This is a genomic window from Henriciella sp. AS95, from assembly GCF_038900055.1.
In the GTDB taxonomy this organism is placed as follows: Bacteria; Pseudomonadota; Alphaproteobacteria; order Caulobacterales; family Hyphomonadaceae; genus Henriciella.
Genome location: NZ_JBBMQM010000001.1, coordinates 649,172 through 666,595, shown reverse-complemented (window position 1 = coordinate 666,595; position 17,424 = coordinate 649,172). Strand labels below are relative to the sequence as shown.

Sequence of the window (17,424 nt, the reverse complement as noted above, 5' to 3'; positions counted from 1 at the left end):
GCTTGCCGAGGCCTTTCGTTTGGGTTGTCCGGTCCAGACTAGCTGGTGGTAACCGGAGTCAGCAGGATTTCGACACGGCGGTTCGTGGCGCGGCCTGCTGCGGTGTCATTGCTGGCGATCGGCTGGGTCTCACCCATGCCATAGGCACGGATACGGACCGGCTGGACGCCCTGGTTCACCAGATAGTTCGAAACCGAATTCGCACGGCGCTCGGAGAGCTGCATGTTGTAATCGTCCGGGCCATCGGACGATGCGTGACCAACGACGTCAACAGAGGTCGACGGATAGTCGACCAGCGTTGCAGCCACATCATTCAGCGGGCCGTAAAATTCAGGCTTCAGCGTCGCGCTGTCGACCGAGAAGGTGACGCTCGACGGCATGGTCAGCGCGATCTGGTCGCCCTGACGTGCCACCTGAATGTCAGTGCCGGCCGTGCGGGCGCGAAGGTCGCGCTCCTGCTTGTCCATGTAAGTACCAACGGCTCCACCAGCGAGGGCGCCAATAGCTGCACCAATTGCAGCGTTGCGGCCATCATCACCACCTGCGAGCGTACCAAGGGCTGCGCCTGCGAGCGCGCCACCACCTGCTCCATAAGCCTGACGTTCGCTAAGGCCTACGCCTTCACATGCGGTGAGCATCATTGCGCCAGCTGCGACGCCGATCATAATCTTTTTCATGTTGGGAATTCTCCTGTTGGATTCACCCCCGGACCTTGGGGATAGTCAACTGAACGTAATTTGAACAGCTTTGTTCCCTCTTTTTCACCGTGAGCAAGACAGGCTATAGGGCATAAGATGTGTGGACGTTTTTTCAGATACGGCGTGACGTGGTCCGATTACAGGGCCTGGCTCAACCTTGTCCCACCGGAGGACACGGACCCGCCAGAACCGACCTATAATGCGGCGCCCCACTCCTATCAGCCGATCATTCGCCTGACGCGTGACGGCACCGCTGAACTCGCCCCAGCCATGTGGGGGCTTGTGCCGAGCTGGTGGAAGAAACCGCTCAAGGAAAAGACCTTCACCACTTTCAATGCGAAGTCAGAAACGGTTGCGGAGAAACCGGTCTTTCGCGGGGCCTTCCGGCATCATCGCTGCCTGGTGCCCGCCAGCGGCTATTACGAGTGGACGGGCCGCGCCGGAGCCAAGACACCGTTCGCCGTCGGTCTTCGCAACCGGCGGCATTTCTGCTTTGCAGGGCTGTATGACGTGGCACACATAGATGGCTCAGAGCTGCACAGCTTCACGATCCTGACAACGACGCCGAACGATGCGACGGCGGGCCTGCATCACCGCATGCCCGTCATCCTGCACCAGTCCGACTATGCCCGCTGGCTCGACACGGACAATCGCAAGGTGGACGATCTGTTCGAACCCTTCCCATCAGAGGACGTCCATGTCTGGCCTGTGGATCCGGCGGTTGGAAATGTCCGGAATAATTATGCTGAGCTTGCACAGGAAACCTAAACGCGACTTGCGCGTTTAACCGGTAAGACGAACCCGGAAAGCCCCATGCGGACTATCTTCTTTATCTTTGTCGGAATTCTGGCCCTGACCGCCTGCGCGGTCTGATCAGTCGTCTTCAATTTCAAAGCCGCTATAGGCTTTGGCGACCATTCCAGCGATTTCCTCACATGCCCTGCGGGCCTCATCGACAGCGCCTGTAAAGGCGGTGAACCCGTGCGCGAGGCTATCATAGCATTTATAGGTCACATCGACGTCTGAGCGGCGAAGCAGCTCCGCATAGGCGGCGCCATCGTCCACCAGTGGATCAAAACCGGCTGTCACGATGATCGCAGGCGGCAGGCCCTCAAGCCGGGTTTCCTGCGCCGGAGAGATACGAACATCCGACTTGTCCTGGCCGTCCGGCAGATACTGCTCCATGAACCAGCGCATCGTTTCGGCATCCAGCGGATACGTCTCGCCAAACGCGGCGTAAGACGGAAACTCCTGCTCAATCTCTGTGGCCGGATAGATCAGCAGCTGCAGCAAGGGCAAAGGCTTGCGTTCACGCATCATCTCCTGCGTCACGATGGCAGAGAAATTGCCGCCCATACTGTCACCGCCAATCGTCGCCACGCCTGCGGGCGCACCGAGCTTGGCGGCATTGCGCAGCGTCCACTCATAGGCATCGATGCAGTCTTCAAGCCCGGCCGGGAATTTGTGTTCCGGGGCCAGCCGGTAATCGACCGAAACGATGGGGCATCTGGCCCGCTTCGAGATCATCGTGCAGAAGACGTGGCAGGTGTCGAGATCGCCGATGACGCCGCCGCCGAAGTGAAGAAACACCATGGCCGGGGCTTTCGGGTCCTGGTCGTCGGGGCGGTAGATGCGGACAGGGATCTTGTGACGCCCGGAGGACGGGATTTCATCATTCGTCCAGGTGACGCCGCTGACCGGTTCATCGGCGAACATGGCGAGGCCGGCTGCGGACGCTGCCCGCGCGTCTGCAGGCGGCATACTCGTCAAGGGCGGCTGGGACTTTGCGCCGTGCGCGAGAAACTGGAACTGGGTATCGAGCTTTCGGCCATTGATCTCGACCGGCTTGCCGCCGGCCAGCTTGACCAGAAGGCCATCCGGCAGTTTCAGCAGGAGTTTCGCAATCTTCACTTGCAGGCTCATCAGGCCGTCTCCCTCAATTCGTTTCCTGGGCGAGCGAGGCGCCGCCCTCAAGCAGCAACCGGGTCGCAAATTCAGTGGCGCCGTCAACGTTTACCGGCCGCCGCGTCAGCATATGATCACCGAGCTCGCGCGCAATGCCTATCGCGGCGGCAGTGAAATATTCGGAATCGGAAAGCGCAATTCTCGCCTCCTTGGCAATGGCCTCAAGGTCATTGCGGATTTCATCGAACACAGCGTGCATTTCGGGCGTATCGACGCGCACGCCGACCAGGGCCGCGTGCGGCGCGCCGTCGCGAATATCGTCCTCATTCTCTTCCTTGAGCCATTGGAAATATTCGCGGTAGGCGGCACGGATATACTCCTCCAGCGTAGACGCCCGATGGCGCACCGTCGCCAGCTTGGGCCGAAACCGCTTGGCGCTTTCATCGGCGATCGCCTGGAAGATTTCTTCCTTGGACTTGAAGTAGTTGTAGAAAGTGCCCGCTGCGAGATCGGTTTCGCGGATAATGTCGCGCACCGTCGTCGCCTCAACGCCGAGGCGGGCAAAAACACGCCGGCCGGCCTTCAGGATCGCATCGCGATTGGCGGCCTTTGTGCGCTCTCTCTTGCCGAGGGTCTGCGCGGGTCTGGAAATCGACATGCTGGATGCTTTCTGCCTGAACCGTCAGCAATCAAATTCGTGACGCCTCGTCAACTTTAAATGCTGCGTCATCCTGTTCTTCATCAATCGCGATGCGCCGGAGGACCGTCTGGTAGACGCCCCACATCGCGCGCAATGCGATCAGGCCAAGCACGCCAAGCATTGGTTGGCCGAGCGCCAGCATCAGGCCGAAGCCAACAAAAATACCAATATGAAGGACGACAATACGCCCATAAGGCTTGGCCATCTCAGTCATTGGATCGCTCTCACGAAATTCGCCTCGTCCGAGGAAATCCCGCAGGAAAAGAAGCATCTGCAGGCCAATGATGGCGCCGACGAAGACGATCATGTGGCGGCCGCTAGGCAGGGCATAGTCAATCACACCAGTCGGCGTTGGAAAGGGTGGTTCGCTCCCTGCACCGAGCTGCGCCATCACGACCAGAAACACACCGTGCACAAAGCAGAACATGCCATAGTGAAAGGTGAAAAACGGTCCCATGACGAGCATGACGGTGGGACCGAATGGCCCCCAATTCACAGTCGTCACTGCCATTCGAAGCAGGGTCATCGCTCCAATGACGAGGTTTTCGAGCCAGTACAGGAAGACCAGCGAGGTCGCGTCCCAGCCATAGGCAAAAATCGCATAAATCGGGAAGAGGTCGACCAGCAGGATCGCCCAGGCGATCGGGTCGCGATAGGTGCGCGACAGGGTTTGCGGGTCCAGCCAGCTCAGCATGGACGCGCGCTCGCAATCGGTGCTGTCTCACGCTTCATCCGCATCCCCAATGCCCCCGACCGGCAAAAGCCGTTCAGCCCGCTCCCGCATAGGGCGGAAAGGAGAGCGGGTCACGCGCCGTGAGCCCGAATGAGCGTTTTGGCGTGTTGTAATTGCCCGTCAGCACTTCGAAATGAAGGTGAATACCGGTCGCGTTGCCAGACTGGCCGATTAAGCCGAGCGGCTGACCAAACCCGATCGACATGCCCTGGTGGATACCTGGCGAAAAACCCGACATGTGGGCATAGCGCGTAAAGATGCCCTGGCCGTGATCGATCACGATATAATTGCCGAAGCCCGTACTGTAATCGGCTTCCCTGATGATACCGGGCGCGGCTGAGTAGATCTGGGACCCCGGGCGGGCTTTCACGTCCAGGCCCTTATGGACCCGCCCTGACCGCTTCCCGAAGCCGGAGGTCATGCACGCATTGTTCATGGGCACAGGCGTCAAGACGACCTTGCCGTCAACCAGCACGATCGGATTGAAGTTCAGGATGCGATTGTTCGGATCGGCCTCGAAGGCGTTGGTAACGGTACTGCTCGGGCAGAGATAAAGATTGGCGTCGGGCTGGAACGGGCCCTGCACCGCTTTGACGGTCGCGGTTTTGGTGATCGCTGGCGGCGGCGCCACCCGGGGCGGCGTGGTCGAGCACCCGGCCAGCCAGAGCCCAATGAGCGAAACAGTTAGGGCGACTTTTCTCATGATAACCTGACCCGCTGGCTACAGGGCCTCACGCCATGGCTTTGGCCCGCTTCTGCCCCCGCGCAATCTCTTTCATAAGATCTTTTACATATGCGTTAAAGTCCACCTGCATCGTGTGCCTTGGCGCGTCGTAGAAATGCCCGGTGTGAAACGCTTCGTCAGCCTTGGTGATCCGATCCATCTCGTCAGCAGACGGCAGTTCATACTCTCCTGCGATCAGGGCCGCGCAGAGCTTTGACTGCTGCTCGGCGAAATTGACGAGCGTCGGCAGGGGCTGGGCGAGCGCAAGAAAGAAGAGGTTTTCATAGCCCGGCTTCACCATGCGCTTGAACAGCGGGAATCTGTTTTCGACCGGCTGAAGCTCCGGGTCATCGAAGAAGGGGAAGCTGACATTGTAGCCCGTCGCCCAGATGATCGCATCGAGCTGTTCGCGCGTGCCATCTGTGAAGACAACGCCATCGCCATCGAGTTTCTCAATCGCGCCTTTTGGCGTGATATCCCCACAGCCGACCCGCGTCAGGAATTCGCCAGAGACGGATGGATGACCATCCAGCGGCTCATGATCTGGCTTGGGAAGGCCGTAATCTTCCATATTGCCGATATTCTTCTTGATCATCTTGCGCGCCAGCTTGCGGCCAAGCCCAGTCGGCAGCCAGGTCGGTAGCGCCGCTTTATCGGCCGGCTGGCCATTCAGATACTTCGGCATGACCCAGACGCCGCGCCGCATGGAGATGAAGAGTTTCTCAGCCAGGGGGCGCTGGGACAGTTCAGACGAGATATCCATCGCCGAATTGCCCGCGCCGACGATCATGACGCGCTTGCCGCGAAAGTCATAGGGCTCGAACGGGTCGCGATAGTGGTGGGAGTGGACCTGATAGCCGTTGAACTCACCGGGATATGTCGGCGTGCGCGCATCCCAATGATGGCCATTGCCAACGAAGAGCCACTGATAGGTGCGGGTTTCACCGGTCGAGAGTGTGACGTCCCAATCGCCATCATCGCGGCGCCTGGCAGAGGTCACTTCGGTGTTAAAGGTAATGGTGTCGCGCAAATCGAAATGGTCGACATAATCGTGGAAGTACTGGAGCAGCTGAGCATGGTGGGGGAAGTCCGGCCAATCGTCGGGCACAGGGAAATCCTCAAAGGCGAGACGCCACTTCGATGTATCGATGTGCAGGCTCTGATAGCACGAGGAGAGCCCGTTCGGATTCTTGTAGTACCAGTTGCCGCCAATATTGTCCGATTTCTCGAAACAATCATACGCAATGGCGTAATCCTTCAGCCGCTTTGCCATTGTGAAACCGGAGCAGCCTGCCCCGATGATGCAAGCCTTGCCTCTTGAGGCCGACGTGGCTGCCATATTTTCCTCCCGCCGCGTCATTGGTTGCGCTGGCTGGTAAGGATGGTATCGACGCGTCACTATTCGTCAATTCCACGTAGCGGAAGCAGGAAGCCACCCTATGAGTTCAGCAGAAGACCCACAGGATAAGATGCTGAAAGTGATGCAGGAGCATGCCTCGCGCATCATGGACGCTGTCCCGTGGGCGCAAGCGCTGGGTCTCAAGCTGACGAAGCTGGAGAAGGGCCGCGCCTTTGCGAAGGTCGACTGGCGCGAAGACCTTGTCGGGGACCCGGACACCGGTGTCATTCACGGGGGCGTGCTGACCGCCCTGCTCGACAATCTGTCGGGAGTTTGCATCACCACCGCGCTGGCCAAGCCGATGTCGATGGCGACGCTCGACCTGCGCATTGACTATATGAGACCAGCCGAGAAAGGCCGCCAGATCCTCGCCGAGGCGGAGTGCTATCATGTTACCCGCAGTGTCGCCTTCACCCGCGCATGGGCCTATCATGAGAGCCGTGACAAGGTGATTGCGACGGCGGCCGCGACCTTCGCGCTGAATGATATTTCACGCTGGGCCAGCGGGAACACAGCTCTGAACATGGCAAACGAAATGCTCGGAGACGAGATATGACCGAACGCCTTCAAGACCTGCAGGCCTTTCTCGCCCGCATGCCGTTTGCGACCTTTCTCGGTATGGAGTGTGACATCCGCGATGGCGAGATGATCGCGACCCTGCCTTATCAGGAAAGGTTGCTGGGAAACGTAGCCATCAACGCACTGCATGGGGGCTGCACCGGGGCTTTTCTGGAATTGACGGCCATGGCTGGCGTTTTCCTCGAGTCAGACCTGAACCGACCGCCAAAGCCGATCAACATCACGGTCGATTATCTCCGTTCCGCCAAGGGCGGCGGCGACCTTTATGCCCGCGCCATCGTGCACAAACTCGGCCGGCGGATGGCTAGCGTGCGCGCCGAAGCCTGGCAGGGCGAGGACCGCAGAAAGCTCGTCACAGCGCTACAGGCGCATTTCCTGGTCGCGCAGGACGGGTGACGGCGTGGCGCGCCCGCTCAGGCGTACCGACAAACCATAAAAGACGATCGCGGCAATGCTGAGCACGGCGCAGGCGAGGAAGGCGGCATCATAGCCACCACTCGCGCGCAGGCCTTCCAGCCGGGCGGCGCCGAGACTCGTCCCGAAATTCAGAAGCGCCATGAAGATGGAGAATTGCGTCGCTGCAACCGTGCCCCTCGATTGGCCCATGGCGATGGCATAGGTGCAGACCGACATGAGGACGAAGAGCACGCTGTAGATCAGCAGATAGGCGAAATAGAAGTCGCCGGACGTCCACCAGATGGCGGCGCAGGCATTGAGGACGGCCATGCCGAGCAAAGCCGCACCAAGCGCCCTCATGGGCCCGACCTTGTCGGCGAGCCAGCCCGAGACGAAGATGCCGAACAGGCCGCCGATCAGGTCGGCCAGCGCATCGCGTTCAGTGAAAAGCTCACGGTTCCATTCCAGGTCCTGCACGGCAAGCGACGGCGAAAACGCGGTCTTCAGGCCGTAGGCGGCAAAGGCGATGAGGACCCCCGCGCCAAGCAAAAGGCTGGCCGGTTTCACCATGGCAGCGCCAACCGACTTCAGCAAAGGCCACCAGCGCGTCAGCTGTCGCTCTCGCGCGATGTCTGCAGCTTCACCGCTGGTCCATGGCATCAGTTTTTCGCCGGGCCGCTCCCGCAGGAAGAGAGGCGCGAGCATGACCAGCGCCACAAAGCCTGCTGTGGCCAGCGCCGCAAGCTGATGGCCCTGATCGCTGATAAGCTTGCCGGTCAGGAAGGCGAACCCCGCCGTACCCAGCGTCTTGCCGCCCCACATCAGGCCATTGGCCGTGGCGCGTTCTTCCTCGCTCAAAATGTCGATCGCCATGCCATCAATGGAAACGTCCTGAAAGGCACCCGCGAAATTCACCGCAAAGCCTGCGGCTGCAAACCAGTAGAAACTTTCCGTCGGCTCGCTGAGGCCCGCAAACCAGACCAGACTGCCGATGAGGATGAGCTGCGCGAGGATGAGCCATGGCCGCTTGCGCCCCATGGGCAGCCAGGTGAAGCGGTCCATCAGCACGCCATTGAAGAGCTTGAAGCTCCATGGCAGCAGGATGATTGCGATATACCCGCCGATCGCCTCGGGGCTGACGCCTTGCGACGCAAACCAGGCGGGGATGGCGATGTAGAGAAGACCTTCAGGCGCCCCCTGCGCCGCGTAGAGAAGCATCAGGCTGCCAAGCCGGAGCGGCTTGTGCTCGCTGAGCGCCGGAAGGCTCATCCACCATCATTCCATTTGACCCGGTAGAGGTCGAACCGGCGGTCGCGCAGGTTTCGAACCGTGCCTTCCGAGCGCGCGAAGGACAGGTCGGTGAGGTCGAGATCAGCCATAACGACAGCCTCGACATTCTCGGCGATCTCGGCGGCGATGCCTTCGCGGGCGAACGGATAGTCACACGGCGTCAGAATGGCGGACTGGGCGTAGTTGATGTCCATGTTCTCGACATTGGGCAAATTGCCCGTGCAGCCGGATGTCACGACATAGAGCTGGTTCTCGATGCAACGGGCATGGCAGCAATAGCGCACACGCAAATAGCCCTGCCGGCTATCGGTACAGAACGGCGTAAACAGGATACGCGCGCCTTCATCAGTGAGGCGGCGGGCAAGCTCCGGGAACTCTGAATCATAGCAGATCAGCACGCCAATCGGGCCGCAATCGGTCGGGATGACATCGACACTGTCGCCGCCCTGGATGTTCCACCAGTGGCGTTCATCCGGGGTCGGATGAATTTTCTCCTGAGCATGGACAGACCCATCGCGCAGGAAGACATAAGCAACGTTCTGGATATCGCCATCATCCGTACGCGTTGGATGGGAGCCACCGATAATGTTGATATTGTAGGAGATGGCGAGGTTTCGCATGTCCTCAATGAAGCGCGGCGTATAGCGTGTGAGCGCCTCTATGGATTCGGCGGGCGACAGTTTTCGCTTTTCAAAGGCGAGAAGCTGCAGGGTGAAGAGTTCCGGAAAGACGACAAAGTCGGCGCGGCGATCGGAACAGACATCGACGAAATATTCGACGTTGGAGATGAACTCCTCAAAGCTTTTGACGGCCCGCATCTGCACCTGGACGGTCGCGACGCGCACCGATTCCTTGACCTGCTGGGTCAGCTTCTGAGGCTGTTTCACTTCCTCGGCATAGGGGTTTCGCCAGACCATATGCGTCGCATGGCCACCGGAATCGGTGTCCTCGTCGAGATAGTTGCGCAGCACACCGATTGGCTCGAACCCCGCCCGCAAATGGTAGCGGATGACCGGGTCGGTGATCTTCTGCGCTTGCACGGCGGCAACATAGTCCGCGGGGTCAGGATAGATCTTTCGCTTGCGGCGCCAGCCTGGCATACGGCCGCCGAAAACGATGCCCTTCAGCTCAAGATTCTCGCAGAGCTGTTTGCGGGCATCATACAAACGCTGACCGATACGGGTGCGGCGGATGTCCGGGTCGACGCAGACTTCCATGCCATAGAGCCAGTCACCATTCGGGTCATGACGAGCCGCATAGCCATTGCCGGTAATCACGATCCAGTTGTGCGGGCTGAGGCCCAGCTCTTCAGCAATGAGGAAGCTCGCCGCATAGCCGACAACTTCACCGTCATACTCGACCAGGAACTGGCCTTCGGGAAAGGCGGAGATCTGTCCCCGCAGCATGCCGGGCGTATACCCATCGGCAGGGCGGCCATAGACCTTGATGACCAACGCGGCGATTTTCTCTACGTCCGCAAGGGTTGCGTTGCGCACGACGACAGACGCCTTGTTTCTCTGGCTGGTCATCAGACCTCCTTTTTTACGATGTCGAATTAGACCCCTTCAATGAAAGGGCAACGGGAGAGGAAAACAAGGGTTCCGATCAAGCTGCGTCAGCAACAAGTTTCGATATTTCAGCGGCGTAGCGGCTCGCCTTCTTCTCGCCAACCCCGGAAATCGCGCGAAGGCCGTCCTCTCCGGAGGGGCGCTCCTGCGCGATGGCGGCGAGCGTCTTGTCGTGGAAGATGACATAAGGCGGCACGCCCTTGGCCTTGGCGGTTTCCAGCCGCCAGGTCCGCAGCGCATCGAAGAGGGAGCGGTCCCGATCCGACATGTCCATGGATACCGCCGAGGCCGAAGCCCGCTTGGCACGCCTCGACTTGCGCTGGCTCGGGTCCTCACGCAGCCAGACTTCGCGGTCGCCCCGGAACAGGGCCTTGGCCTCATCGGCGTCCGGCACGATGATGACGGGCCGCATGACTTCTCCGCTCTCGGCGAGCAGTCCGGAGAATAGCAGCTCATCAAACACCGCGTTCCAGCCCTGCTTTGAGAGATCGGTGCCGATTCCATAGGTCGAGAGATTGGCAAGGTCTTCGTCGAAGCCATCCTTGGCCTGCCCTGTGAGGTGAATGATCAGCCGGCCCCGCCCGATGCGCTGGCCGCACCGGATGACAGCGGAAACCGCCATCTGGGCGAACTTGGTCGCATCAAATCCTGATCCCGGCTCGCGCTGGCAATTGTCGCAGACGCCGCATGGATCGACTTTGGTTTCGCCGAAATACTTTCGCACCGCGCCGCGGCGGCAGTCCGTTCCATTAAAGAACGCAAAGAGCTGCCGCGTCTTGTTGAGCTGGACCCGGCGCACCTCTTCAGAGGCATCGCTCTCCATCGTCCAGCTGATCGAGCGGCGCAAATCGGCCGGGCCGTAGAGCGCATAGCCCTCTGCCGGTTTGCCGTCACGCCCTGCCCGGCCGACTTCCTGCCAGTAGGCTTCGAGCGTCTTGGGCGGGTCGGCGTGGATGACGAAGCGCACATCCGGCTTGTCGACGCCCATGCCGAAAGCGACGGTCGCGCACATGGTCAGGCCCTCTTCCAGCAGGAAACGGCGCTGGCGCTCGGCGCGGATCTCGCTGTCGAGTCCGGCATGATAGGCGAGCGCCGGCACGCCGGCCCGCTCCAGCGCCTCGGCCAGCTTTTCCGTGCCGTCACGCGTGGCGGCATAGACAATGCCACTCTCGCCCTTATGGGCTTTCACGAGCGCAACGACGCGGTCTGATTTGCCGCCTGTTTTCGGTTCTGCGCCAAGCGTGAGGTTGGGCCGGTCAAAGCTTGCGACGTGGGTCTCAGGCGCTGTCAGGTCGAGCTGGGCAAGGATATCATCGCGCGTGCGCTCATCTGCGGTCGCGGTGACGGCGATGCGCGGCACACCGGGAAAGAGCTCTTTCAACCGGTCCAGCGCGCGATAATCGGGGCGGAAGTCATGGCCCCACTGGCTGACACAGTGCGCTTCATCGATGGCGATGAGGGACACGTTGAGCCCCGACACCCGTCGGCCCATGCCATTGGCGAGCGCTTCTGGCGACACGTAGAGCATGTCCATCTCGCCGCGAGACGCAGCCTCCAGCGCGGCGGTCTTTTCCTCGTAAGACATTGAGGAATCGAGCCGCTCTGCGCGAACGCCCAGCGCCTTTAACGCATCGACCTGGTCGGCCATCAGCGCGATCAGAGGCGAGACGACGAGGCCGACACCCGGTCGCAGGATGGAGGGGATCTGGTAGCAAAGCGACTTGCCGCCACCCGTCGGCAGCACGGCGAGAACGTCCTTGCCCGCCATGACATCAGCGATGACGTCGTCTTGCAGACCGCGAAACGCCTCATAGCCATAGACCCGTTTCAAAAGGTCCAGCGGTGTTTCGTGCTCAGGCAATTTCGGGGCGGCGCTCATCGGCCGAACCTGCCGGGAGTCGGCAGGCGGAGGCAAGCTGGCTCAGGCGGAAACCGCTGCAATCTCCTGCAAGGCTTCGACCATGAAGACATGACGCCGCGCAACGGCCATCGGGTCCTTGGAATATCCGCCGCCCAGCACGCCGACAATCGGGATGGCACGGGCCCGGCAGGCCTCCGCCACGATACGGTCACGCGCTTTGAGGCCGTCATCACTCAGTTCGAGGTGGCCGAGCCGGTCGCCAGCATGCGGGTCAACGCCGGCATTGTAGAAGATGAGATCTGGTGCGGTGCGCGCAAAGACTTGCCCGATCATATTTTCGAGGGCCGAGAGATAGGCGCCATCGCCCATGCCTTTGTCGAGACCGATATCGAGATCAGACGGAGGCTTTTCGCGCGGCCAGTTGTCTTCGCAGTGGATCGACGATGTGAAAACGCGCGGATCATCGGCAAAGATGCGAGCGGTCCCGTCGCCATGATGGACGTCGCAATCGATGACCGCGATCTGGCGCACCAGCCCCTCTTCCAGCGCGACGCGGGCTGCAACCGCGACATCATTGAAAACGCAGAAGCCAGCGCCGCCCTCATAATCGGCATGGTGGCTTCCGCCAGCAAGGTTCACCGCCGCGCCATGCTCCAGCGCAAGCCGTGTGGCCAGGCACGTCCCGCCAACCGATGCGCGCGTTCTCGCCGCGATGGCCGGTGTCATCTCGAAACCAACGCGCCGGGCGGTCTTCCTGTCGAGCGATGAGGTGAGCACGCCCGTCACATAAGCCGGATCATGCGCCAGGTGCAGCCAGCTTTCGGGCGCGTGGGCGGGAACAAGGAAGGTCTCGCCCCGCTCGCGGAGGATATCGGCCACGAGCGTGTATTTGCGCATCGGGAAACGATGGCCGTCCGGGACGCTGTCAGCATCGTAGTCTGCATGGTGGACGATCGGCAGGGGCATGGCTCTGCAAGTGCGCTCGCGCCGACGATTGTCAAGCGGCGCAGGTTCAGACTTGCGGGAAAAGAGCTTACGCGTTCAAACTCGTATCTAAAGGGAGAAATTATGTCTTTTCAGCTCGCTAGATGCATCGTGCTTTGCCTGGGACTGGTCACATTGGCGGGCATGGCGAACGCTCAGCTTAGCGAGGATGGCCGCGCGCTGATCAAGTCCGGCGTGACGGGCGATCAGTTCGATGACGCCCTTGTCGATTTTCTTCAGGACGGCTCCCAGGCTGAAACGATGGTCAAACTTGCCCGGAATGGGCACCCCGTCGCGATCCAGACCATCGCGCACCGGTGCCTGTACGATGATGTGTGTCCGGTCAGCCGCAAGGAAGCGCATGACATGCTTGCCGCGCACGCCCAAACCGACGGCAAAAGCGCGACCGATCTCGGTGTGATCTACAGATGGGGCAAGTATGGCCCGGTAAATGAGGTGCTGGCGGCCCAATGGCTAGGCCATGCCCACTCGCTTGGTGGGCCCAATGCGCTGCACTTTCTGGAAGCGCTTGACCCGGACGCTGTAGAGCAGGCCGGGCTGACACATCTCATCGCGAAAAGCGCGCCTGCGGGCGGTCAGTCGACCACATCTCCAGCGGTTCTGGCGTGGCCGGGCGAGGGTGGATTCCCTGTCCTGGCAGACACGCCGCTGCCCGATGGCATGGACGCGGCGCTCTCCTGTCATCTCGTCCTGGGCGCGGCGTTCGATAAAGAAGCGGCCCGTTTTGGTCTGAACCAGCGCATGAGCGAAGTCGACTATCTACAGCTTGAATCCCTCAATGACGCCGCACAGCGCGCGCTCGACTTGTTCACTGAGGATCGACAGAAAGCCCGTCTCCCGGACGAGGTTCTCGATACCGCCGTCAAGGCCCATACGTCTCAGCAGAAGCGCGCGCCGGATTCTGGTCCGACAGCGAAATTCTGCGAGTTCAATCTTCTTCCTTACCGCATAGACCTGTTCCTGACGGAAACAGGCCAGTAGCCTTCCTCCACACCTTGATTGTCAAGCGATGCCTCGGCGCCTAGAGCGGAGCATGGCCGGCACATTGCTCTCTCGTTCGAAGGTTCTGAAACTCGCTGTGCCCGTCATGCTGGCACAGGCAGCGACGGCCACGACCGGCGTCGTCGACACGATCGTCATGGGCGTGCACGGCGACAAGGTGGACCTTGGGGCCGTGGCGGTGGCCTCCGTCGTGATGAGCTTTCTCTACTGGGCATTCGGCTTTCTTCGCATGTCGACGACCGGGCTGACCGCGCAGGCCGCGGGGGCAAATGACCAGGTAGAGGTACAATCAACGCTGCAACGCGCTTTGCTGCTCGGCGGGGCCCTCGGCCTCACCATTCTCGTCCTCTCACCGCTTCTCAAGCTGATCGTCTTCCAGCCTTTTTCGGCAACCGACGATGTGAAATCGCTCGCCCGCGCCTATTTCGATGCGCGGGTCTGGGGCGCGCCGGCCGTCCTGATGGGCTATGGCATTACCGGCTGGCTGCTCGGCACCGGAAAGACCGGGCAGCTGCTCGCCTTCCAGATCGTGATGAATGGCGTGAATGCCGGGCTCGACATCTGGTTTGTGGCCGGCCTCGACTGGGGGCCTGCCGGCATCGGGGCTGGCACAGCCATCGCCGAATGGGTGGCGCTGGCTTTTGGATTAGTCCTGGTGCGCGGCGGCCTCACGCGCTCGAAAGACCTCTTTGACCGCGCACGTCTGTCGGCCCTCATCAATGCCAATCGCGATATCCTGATCCGCACGCTGGCGCTCCTGTTCAGCTTTGCGTGGTTCGTCAATTCCGGCGCAAGCCTTGGTACGGCGGAGCTGGCTGGCAATGAAGTGCTGCTGCAATTCGTCAGCGTCTCGGCCTTCGTGCTCGACGGGTTCGCTTTCGTGGCAGAGAAAGAGATCGGCGAAGCCTATGGCGGGCGCAACCGGGCGCGGCTGTTGCGCGCGATGCGGATCACGACGGAGCTCGCCTTTGCCTTCGGCGCGGCAATCTCGCTGACCTATTTCCTGACGGGCGGGTTGATCATTGAGAGCTTCGTTTCTGATCTCGATGCCCGCGCTGTCGCCCTCGCCTTCCTGCCATACTGCGCCATCATCCCGCTGCTCGGACTGCCCGCCTGGCAGCTGGACGGCTTCTTCCTCGGCGCGACGCAGGGCAAGGCGCTGCGCAATGCTGGCGTTGCATCCTGCCTGCTCTATATCGGGACAGACCTCTTGCTGAGGCCAGCTTTCGGGAATGTCGGCGTGTGGTCTGCCTTCCTCACCATGTATGTCTGGCGGGCGGCGGCGCTGGGGTTCTACCTGCCGTCGCTTATCCGGCGGACCGTTTCAGATCAGCCCCAACAGCCTCTTCAACAGAGCTGAAACCATCGGCTTTCAGACGCGCGGCAAGGTCAGCATTGATGTCTGCGACAAGCTGCGGCCCATGATAAACGAGCGCGGAGTAGAGCTGCACGGCATGCGCGCCGGCCTTGATCTTGGCGTAGGCATCCTCGCCGCTTGCAATGCCGCCTGCGCCTATCAGATCGAATTCTCCGATCAGTTCTGACGCAAATTCCTTCAGCACGTTTGTGGACGTCTCAAATAGCGGCGCGCCGGACAAGCCGCCCGCTTCACCCTTATGTTCGCTTTTCAGCGTGTCGGGGCGGGCGAGTGTCGTGTTTGATATGATCAGGCCCGACAACCAATGGCCGGCGCCTCTCACCACCTCGATGATGTCACGAATGGCCGTTTCATCGAGATCGGGCGCAACTTTCAGGAAGACGGGTTTCCAGTCTTCCTCGTCCTCAAAGCGTCCCTCATCCTTGAGGTCCTGGCCATAGTCGGCCTGCGCCTTGTCGCGCGCCGTGCCGCAGCGCTCAAGCAGCTCATCAAGGGCGCTCTTGTCCTGCAGGCCGCGCAGCCCCGGCGTATTGGGCGATGAGATATTGATCGTGATGTAGTGAGCGTAGGCGTAGACCGCTTCGATCCCGGCCTCATAATCGGCGATGCGGTCTTCGCTATCCTTGTTCGCGCCGACATTGGCACCGACCGGCGACAGACGTTTGCTGGCCTGGCGCATGCGGGCCGTGAAGGCACGCAAACCCTCATTGTTGAAGCCCATGCGGTTGATAACCGCCATGTCTTCGGTCAGCCTGAAAAGACGGGGTTTGGGATTGCCGGACTGTGGCCGCGGCGTGACCGTCCCGCACTCAACAAACCCAAAGCCGAAGCGCAGCATCTCTTCAAAGACTTCGGCATTCTTGTCGAAACCCGCCGCCAGGCCGACGGGGTTGAACAGGCTGAGCCCGGCATTCGGCAGCTTGACCGGCGTATTCCATTGCAGTGGGCTGACATTGGGTAGACCTACACCCGCCTTGAGGCCCCTTATCGTCGCTGTATGCGCCGCTTCCGGGGGCAGCAGGCGAACGAGTTTCGTGCCGAGACCGGTCAGTGACATCAGCGAAGCTCTCCTGGCAGGACCGGGTTTCCGGCGGAATCAGTCTCGAGCGCCCAATGCCGGTTCGCCGCTGAGAGACGCAGCGTTCCGTAAAGGTGCGGGAAAAGCTCGCCACCGCGCGACTCCTCCCAACGGACATCACCGCTGAAGCGCTCAAGAACATATTCGTAGAGGTGCACGCCCTCCTCTCCGCCATAGTGGAGCGCCAGGGTTTCAGCGACCTGGTCCCTGGATGAGAGGTGCACATAGCCATCGCGGGCATCGAGATCGGTATCGGTATGGCCGAGCTCCTTCGCCCGCGCATGATCGGCGGCACTGAGGATCTTGTAGACATAGGTCTCAATAAGCATGCCCGGCATGAAACAGGCTTTTGCCGAGTCGGCAAGGCGGCACGCTTGCTAGGTATTTATTCCCATGATAGGAAGAGCTTAAAATAACGGAGAGACTCCGATGCGACATTCACAGGTCTGGCGCGGCATTGACCTGCTTGCCGAACAGAATGGCCTCAGCGCCTCGGGACTAGCCAGACAGGCCGGTCTCGACCCGACAAGCTTCAACCCCTCCAAGCGTGAGAGCAAGGATGGCCGCCCACGCTGGCCATCGACGGAGAGCATTTCGCGGGCGCTGGAAGCCGTTGGCGCCGGCATGGATGATTTCGCCGCCCTCGTCGAAGGGTATCGCGGCGCAACAGCCCCTCTGATCGGTTTTGCACAGGCTGGCGCAGATGGGTTTTTCGACGATAGCGGCTTTCCGGCCGGAGGCGGCTGGGACGAAGTGCGCTTTCCGGGTCTGGGCGATGAGCCAGTCTATGCCCTGGAGATTTCCGGCGACAGTATGGAGCCGGCCTATCGCGAAGGAGACCGGATCATCGTCGCGCCAGGCGCCCAGCTGCGCAAAGGCGATCGGGTTGTTGCAAAGACCGTCAATGGTGAAGTCATGGCCAAGGTGCTGGGCCGTCAGACCGAGAAGCAGGTGGAGCTGATGTCGCTCAACCCGGATCACCCGACTCGCCAGTTCAAACCTGTTGATATTCTTTGGATGGCCCGCATTTTATGGGTCAGCCAATAGCGGCAGGCCTTCGCACTCGCAGCACAATATCCGCTTGCCCTACCGGCAATCCGTGTGCAAA

The 17,424-nt window shown here is 60.8% G+C and carries 18 protein-coding genes; 6 read left to right on the top strand and 12 right to left on the bottom strand.

Going from position 1 to position 17,424, the window contains the following annotated elements; translation table 11 throughout:
- Nucleotides 1–38: 38 nt before the first annotated feature.
- Nucleotides 39–677 carry an OmpA family protein gene (locus WNY37_RS03495; protein ID WP_342972071.1) on the bottom strand — a complete coding sequence of 213 codons (639 nt, stop codon included), beginning with the start codon at nt 675–677 and terminating at the stop codon, nt 39–41.
- Nucleotides 678–794: 117 nt separating this feature from the next.
- Here WNY37_RS03495 and WNY37_RS03490 point away from each other — a divergent pair, with 117 nt between their 5' ends.
- Nucleotides 795–1,466, top strand: coding sequence for an SOS response-associated peptidase (locus WNY37_RS03490; protein ID WP_342972070.1), 672 nt, complete (start codon nt 795–797; stop codon nt 1,464–1,466).
- 105 nt (nt 1,467–1,571) lie between these two features.
- Here WNY37_RS03490 and WNY37_RS03485 read toward each other — a convergent pair whose 3' ends face one another.
- The 5 genes from WNY37_RS03485 to WNY37_RS03465 all read right to left on the bottom strand — a co-directional run bounded on the left by WNY37_RS03485 (nt 1,572) and on the right by WNY37_RS03465 (nt 6,099).
- Nucleotides 1,572–2,621, bottom strand: a complete 1,050-nt coding sequence (locus WNY37_RS03485; RefSeq protein WP_342972069.1) for an alpha/beta hydrolase — start codon at nt 2,619–2,621, stop codon at nt 1,572–1,574.
- A 13-nt stretch (nt 2,622–2,634) separates the two neighbouring features.
- Entirely contained in the window at nt 2,635–3,261 is a 627-nt protein-coding gene (locus WNY37_RS03480) for a helix-turn-helix domain-containing protein (RefSeq protein WP_342972068.1), read from the bottom strand.
- Between the two features lie 31 nt (nt 3,262–3,292).
- Nucleotides 3,293–3,997, bottom strand: a complete 705-nt coding sequence (locus WNY37_RS03475; protein ID WP_342972067.1) for a DUF6498-containing protein — start codon at nt 3,995–3,997, stop codon at nt 3,293–3,295.
- A 73-nt stretch (nt 3,998–4,070) separates the two neighbouring features.
- Nucleotides 4,071–4,739: a M23 family metallopeptidase gene (locus WNY37_RS03470; protein ID WP_342972066.1), complete on the bottom strand. Its 669-nt coding sequence runs from the start codon at nt 4,737–4,739 to the stop codon at nt 4,071–4,073.
- Between the two features lie 28 nt (nt 4,740–4,767).
- The gene (locus WNY37_RS03465) at nt 4,768–6,099 is read right to left on the bottom strand and encodes an NAD(P)-binding domain-containing protein (RefSeq protein ID WP_342972065.1); all 1,332 of its coding nucleotides are present in this window, start codon (nt 6,097–6,099) and stop codon (nt 4,768–4,770) included.
- 100 nt (nt 6,100–6,199) lie between these two features.
- On the opposite strand from WNY37_RS03465, the gene WNY37_RS03460 reads away from it, so the two are divergent.
- On the top strand, nt 6,200–6,715 hold the full coding sequence (locus WNY37_RS03460) for a PaaI family thioesterase (RefSeq protein ID WP_342972064.1): 516 nt from the start codon (nt 6,200–6,202) through the stop codon (nt 6,713–6,715).
- A complete protein-coding gene (locus WNY37_RS03455; RefSeq protein WP_342972063.1) occupies nt 6,712–7,134 on the top strand; it encodes a PaaI family thioesterase in 423 nt (140 codons plus the stop codon). Before WNY37_RS03460 ends, WNY37_RS03455 begins: the two co-directional genes overlap by 4 nt.
- Here the strand turns inward: WNY37_RS03455 and WNY37_RS03450 are convergent.
- The 4 genes from WNY37_RS03450 to WNY37_RS03435 all read right to left on the bottom strand — a co-directional run bounded on the left by WNY37_RS03450 (nt 7,099) and on the right by WNY37_RS03435 (nt 12,819).
- Nucleotides 7,099–8,403 (bottom strand): MFS transporter, encoded by a 1,305-nt coding sequence (locus WNY37_RS03450; RefSeq protein WP_342972062.1) that lies wholly within the window; start codon nt 8,401–8,403, stop codon nt 7,099–7,101. The genes WNY37_RS03455 and WNY37_RS03450 overlap by 36 nt on opposite strands.
- Nucleotides 8,400–9,953 carry a GNAT family N-acetyltransferase gene (locus tag WNY37_RS03445; protein WP_342972061.1) on the bottom strand — a complete coding sequence of 518 codons (1,554 nt, stop codon included), beginning with the start codon at nt 9,951–9,953 and terminating at the stop codon, nt 8,400–8,402. The genes WNY37_RS03450 and WNY37_RS03445 overlap by 4 nt, the downstream gene beginning before the upstream one ends.
- A 76-nt stretch (nt 9,954–10,029) precedes the next feature.
- The gene (recQ, locus tag WNY37_RS03440) at nt 10,030–11,871 is read right to left on the bottom strand and encodes a DNA helicase RecQ (protein WP_342972060.1); all 1,842 of its coding nucleotides are present in this window, start codon (nt 11,869–11,871) and stop codon (nt 10,030–10,032) included.
- A 42-nt stretch (nt 11,872–11,913) separates the two neighbouring features.
- Nucleotides 11,914–12,819 (bottom strand): histone deacetylase, encoded by a 906-nt coding sequence (locus WNY37_RS03435; RefSeq protein ID WP_342972059.1) that lies wholly within the window; start codon nt 12,817–12,819, stop codon nt 11,914–11,916.
- Between the two features lie 102 nt (nt 12,820–12,921).
- On the opposite strand from WNY37_RS03435, the gene WNY37_RS03430 reads away from it, so the two are divergent.
- Nucleotides 12,922–13,839, top strand: a complete 918-nt coding sequence (locus WNY37_RS03430; protein ID WP_342972058.1) for a hypothetical protein — start codon at nt 12,922–12,924, stop codon at nt 13,837–13,839.
- Nucleotides 13,840–13,891: 52 nt separating this feature from the next.
- The gene (locus WNY37_RS03425; protein ID WP_342972057.1) at nt 13,892–15,220 is read left to right on the top strand and encodes an MATE family efflux transporter; all 1,329 of its coding nucleotides are present in this window, start codon (nt 13,892–13,894) and stop codon (nt 15,218–15,220) included.
- On the opposite strand, the gene WNY37_RS03420 is transcribed toward WNY37_RS03425, so the two are convergent.
- Together WNY37_RS03420 and WNY37_RS03415 are read right to left on the bottom strand one after the other, a co-directional pair.
- The gene (locus tag WNY37_RS03420) at nt 15,168–16,295 is read right to left on the bottom strand and encodes a quinone-dependent dihydroorotate dehydrogenase (RefSeq protein ID WP_342972056.1); all 1,128 of its coding nucleotides are present in this window, start codon (nt 16,293–16,295) and stop codon (nt 15,168–15,170) included. The genes WNY37_RS03425 and WNY37_RS03420 overlap by 53 nt on opposite strands.
- Complete coding sequence (locus WNY37_RS03415) at nt 16,295–16,654, bottom strand: DUF952 domain-containing protein (RefSeq protein ID WP_342972055.1); 360 nt, start codon at nt 16,652–16,654, stop codon at nt 16,295–16,297. Before WNY37_RS03415 ends, WNY37_RS03420 begins: the two co-directional genes overlap by 1 nt.
- A 91-nt stretch (nt 16,655–16,745) precedes the next feature.
- Between WNY37_RS03415 and WNY37_RS03410 the strand changes: the two genes are divergently transcribed.
- On the top strand, nt 16,746–17,363 hold the full coding sequence (locus tag WNY37_RS03410; RefSeq protein ID WP_342972054.1) for a helix-turn-helix transcriptional regulator: 618 nt from the start codon (nt 16,746–16,748) through the stop codon (nt 17,361–17,363).
- The last annotated feature ends 61 nt before the right edge of the window (nt 17,364–17,424 follow it).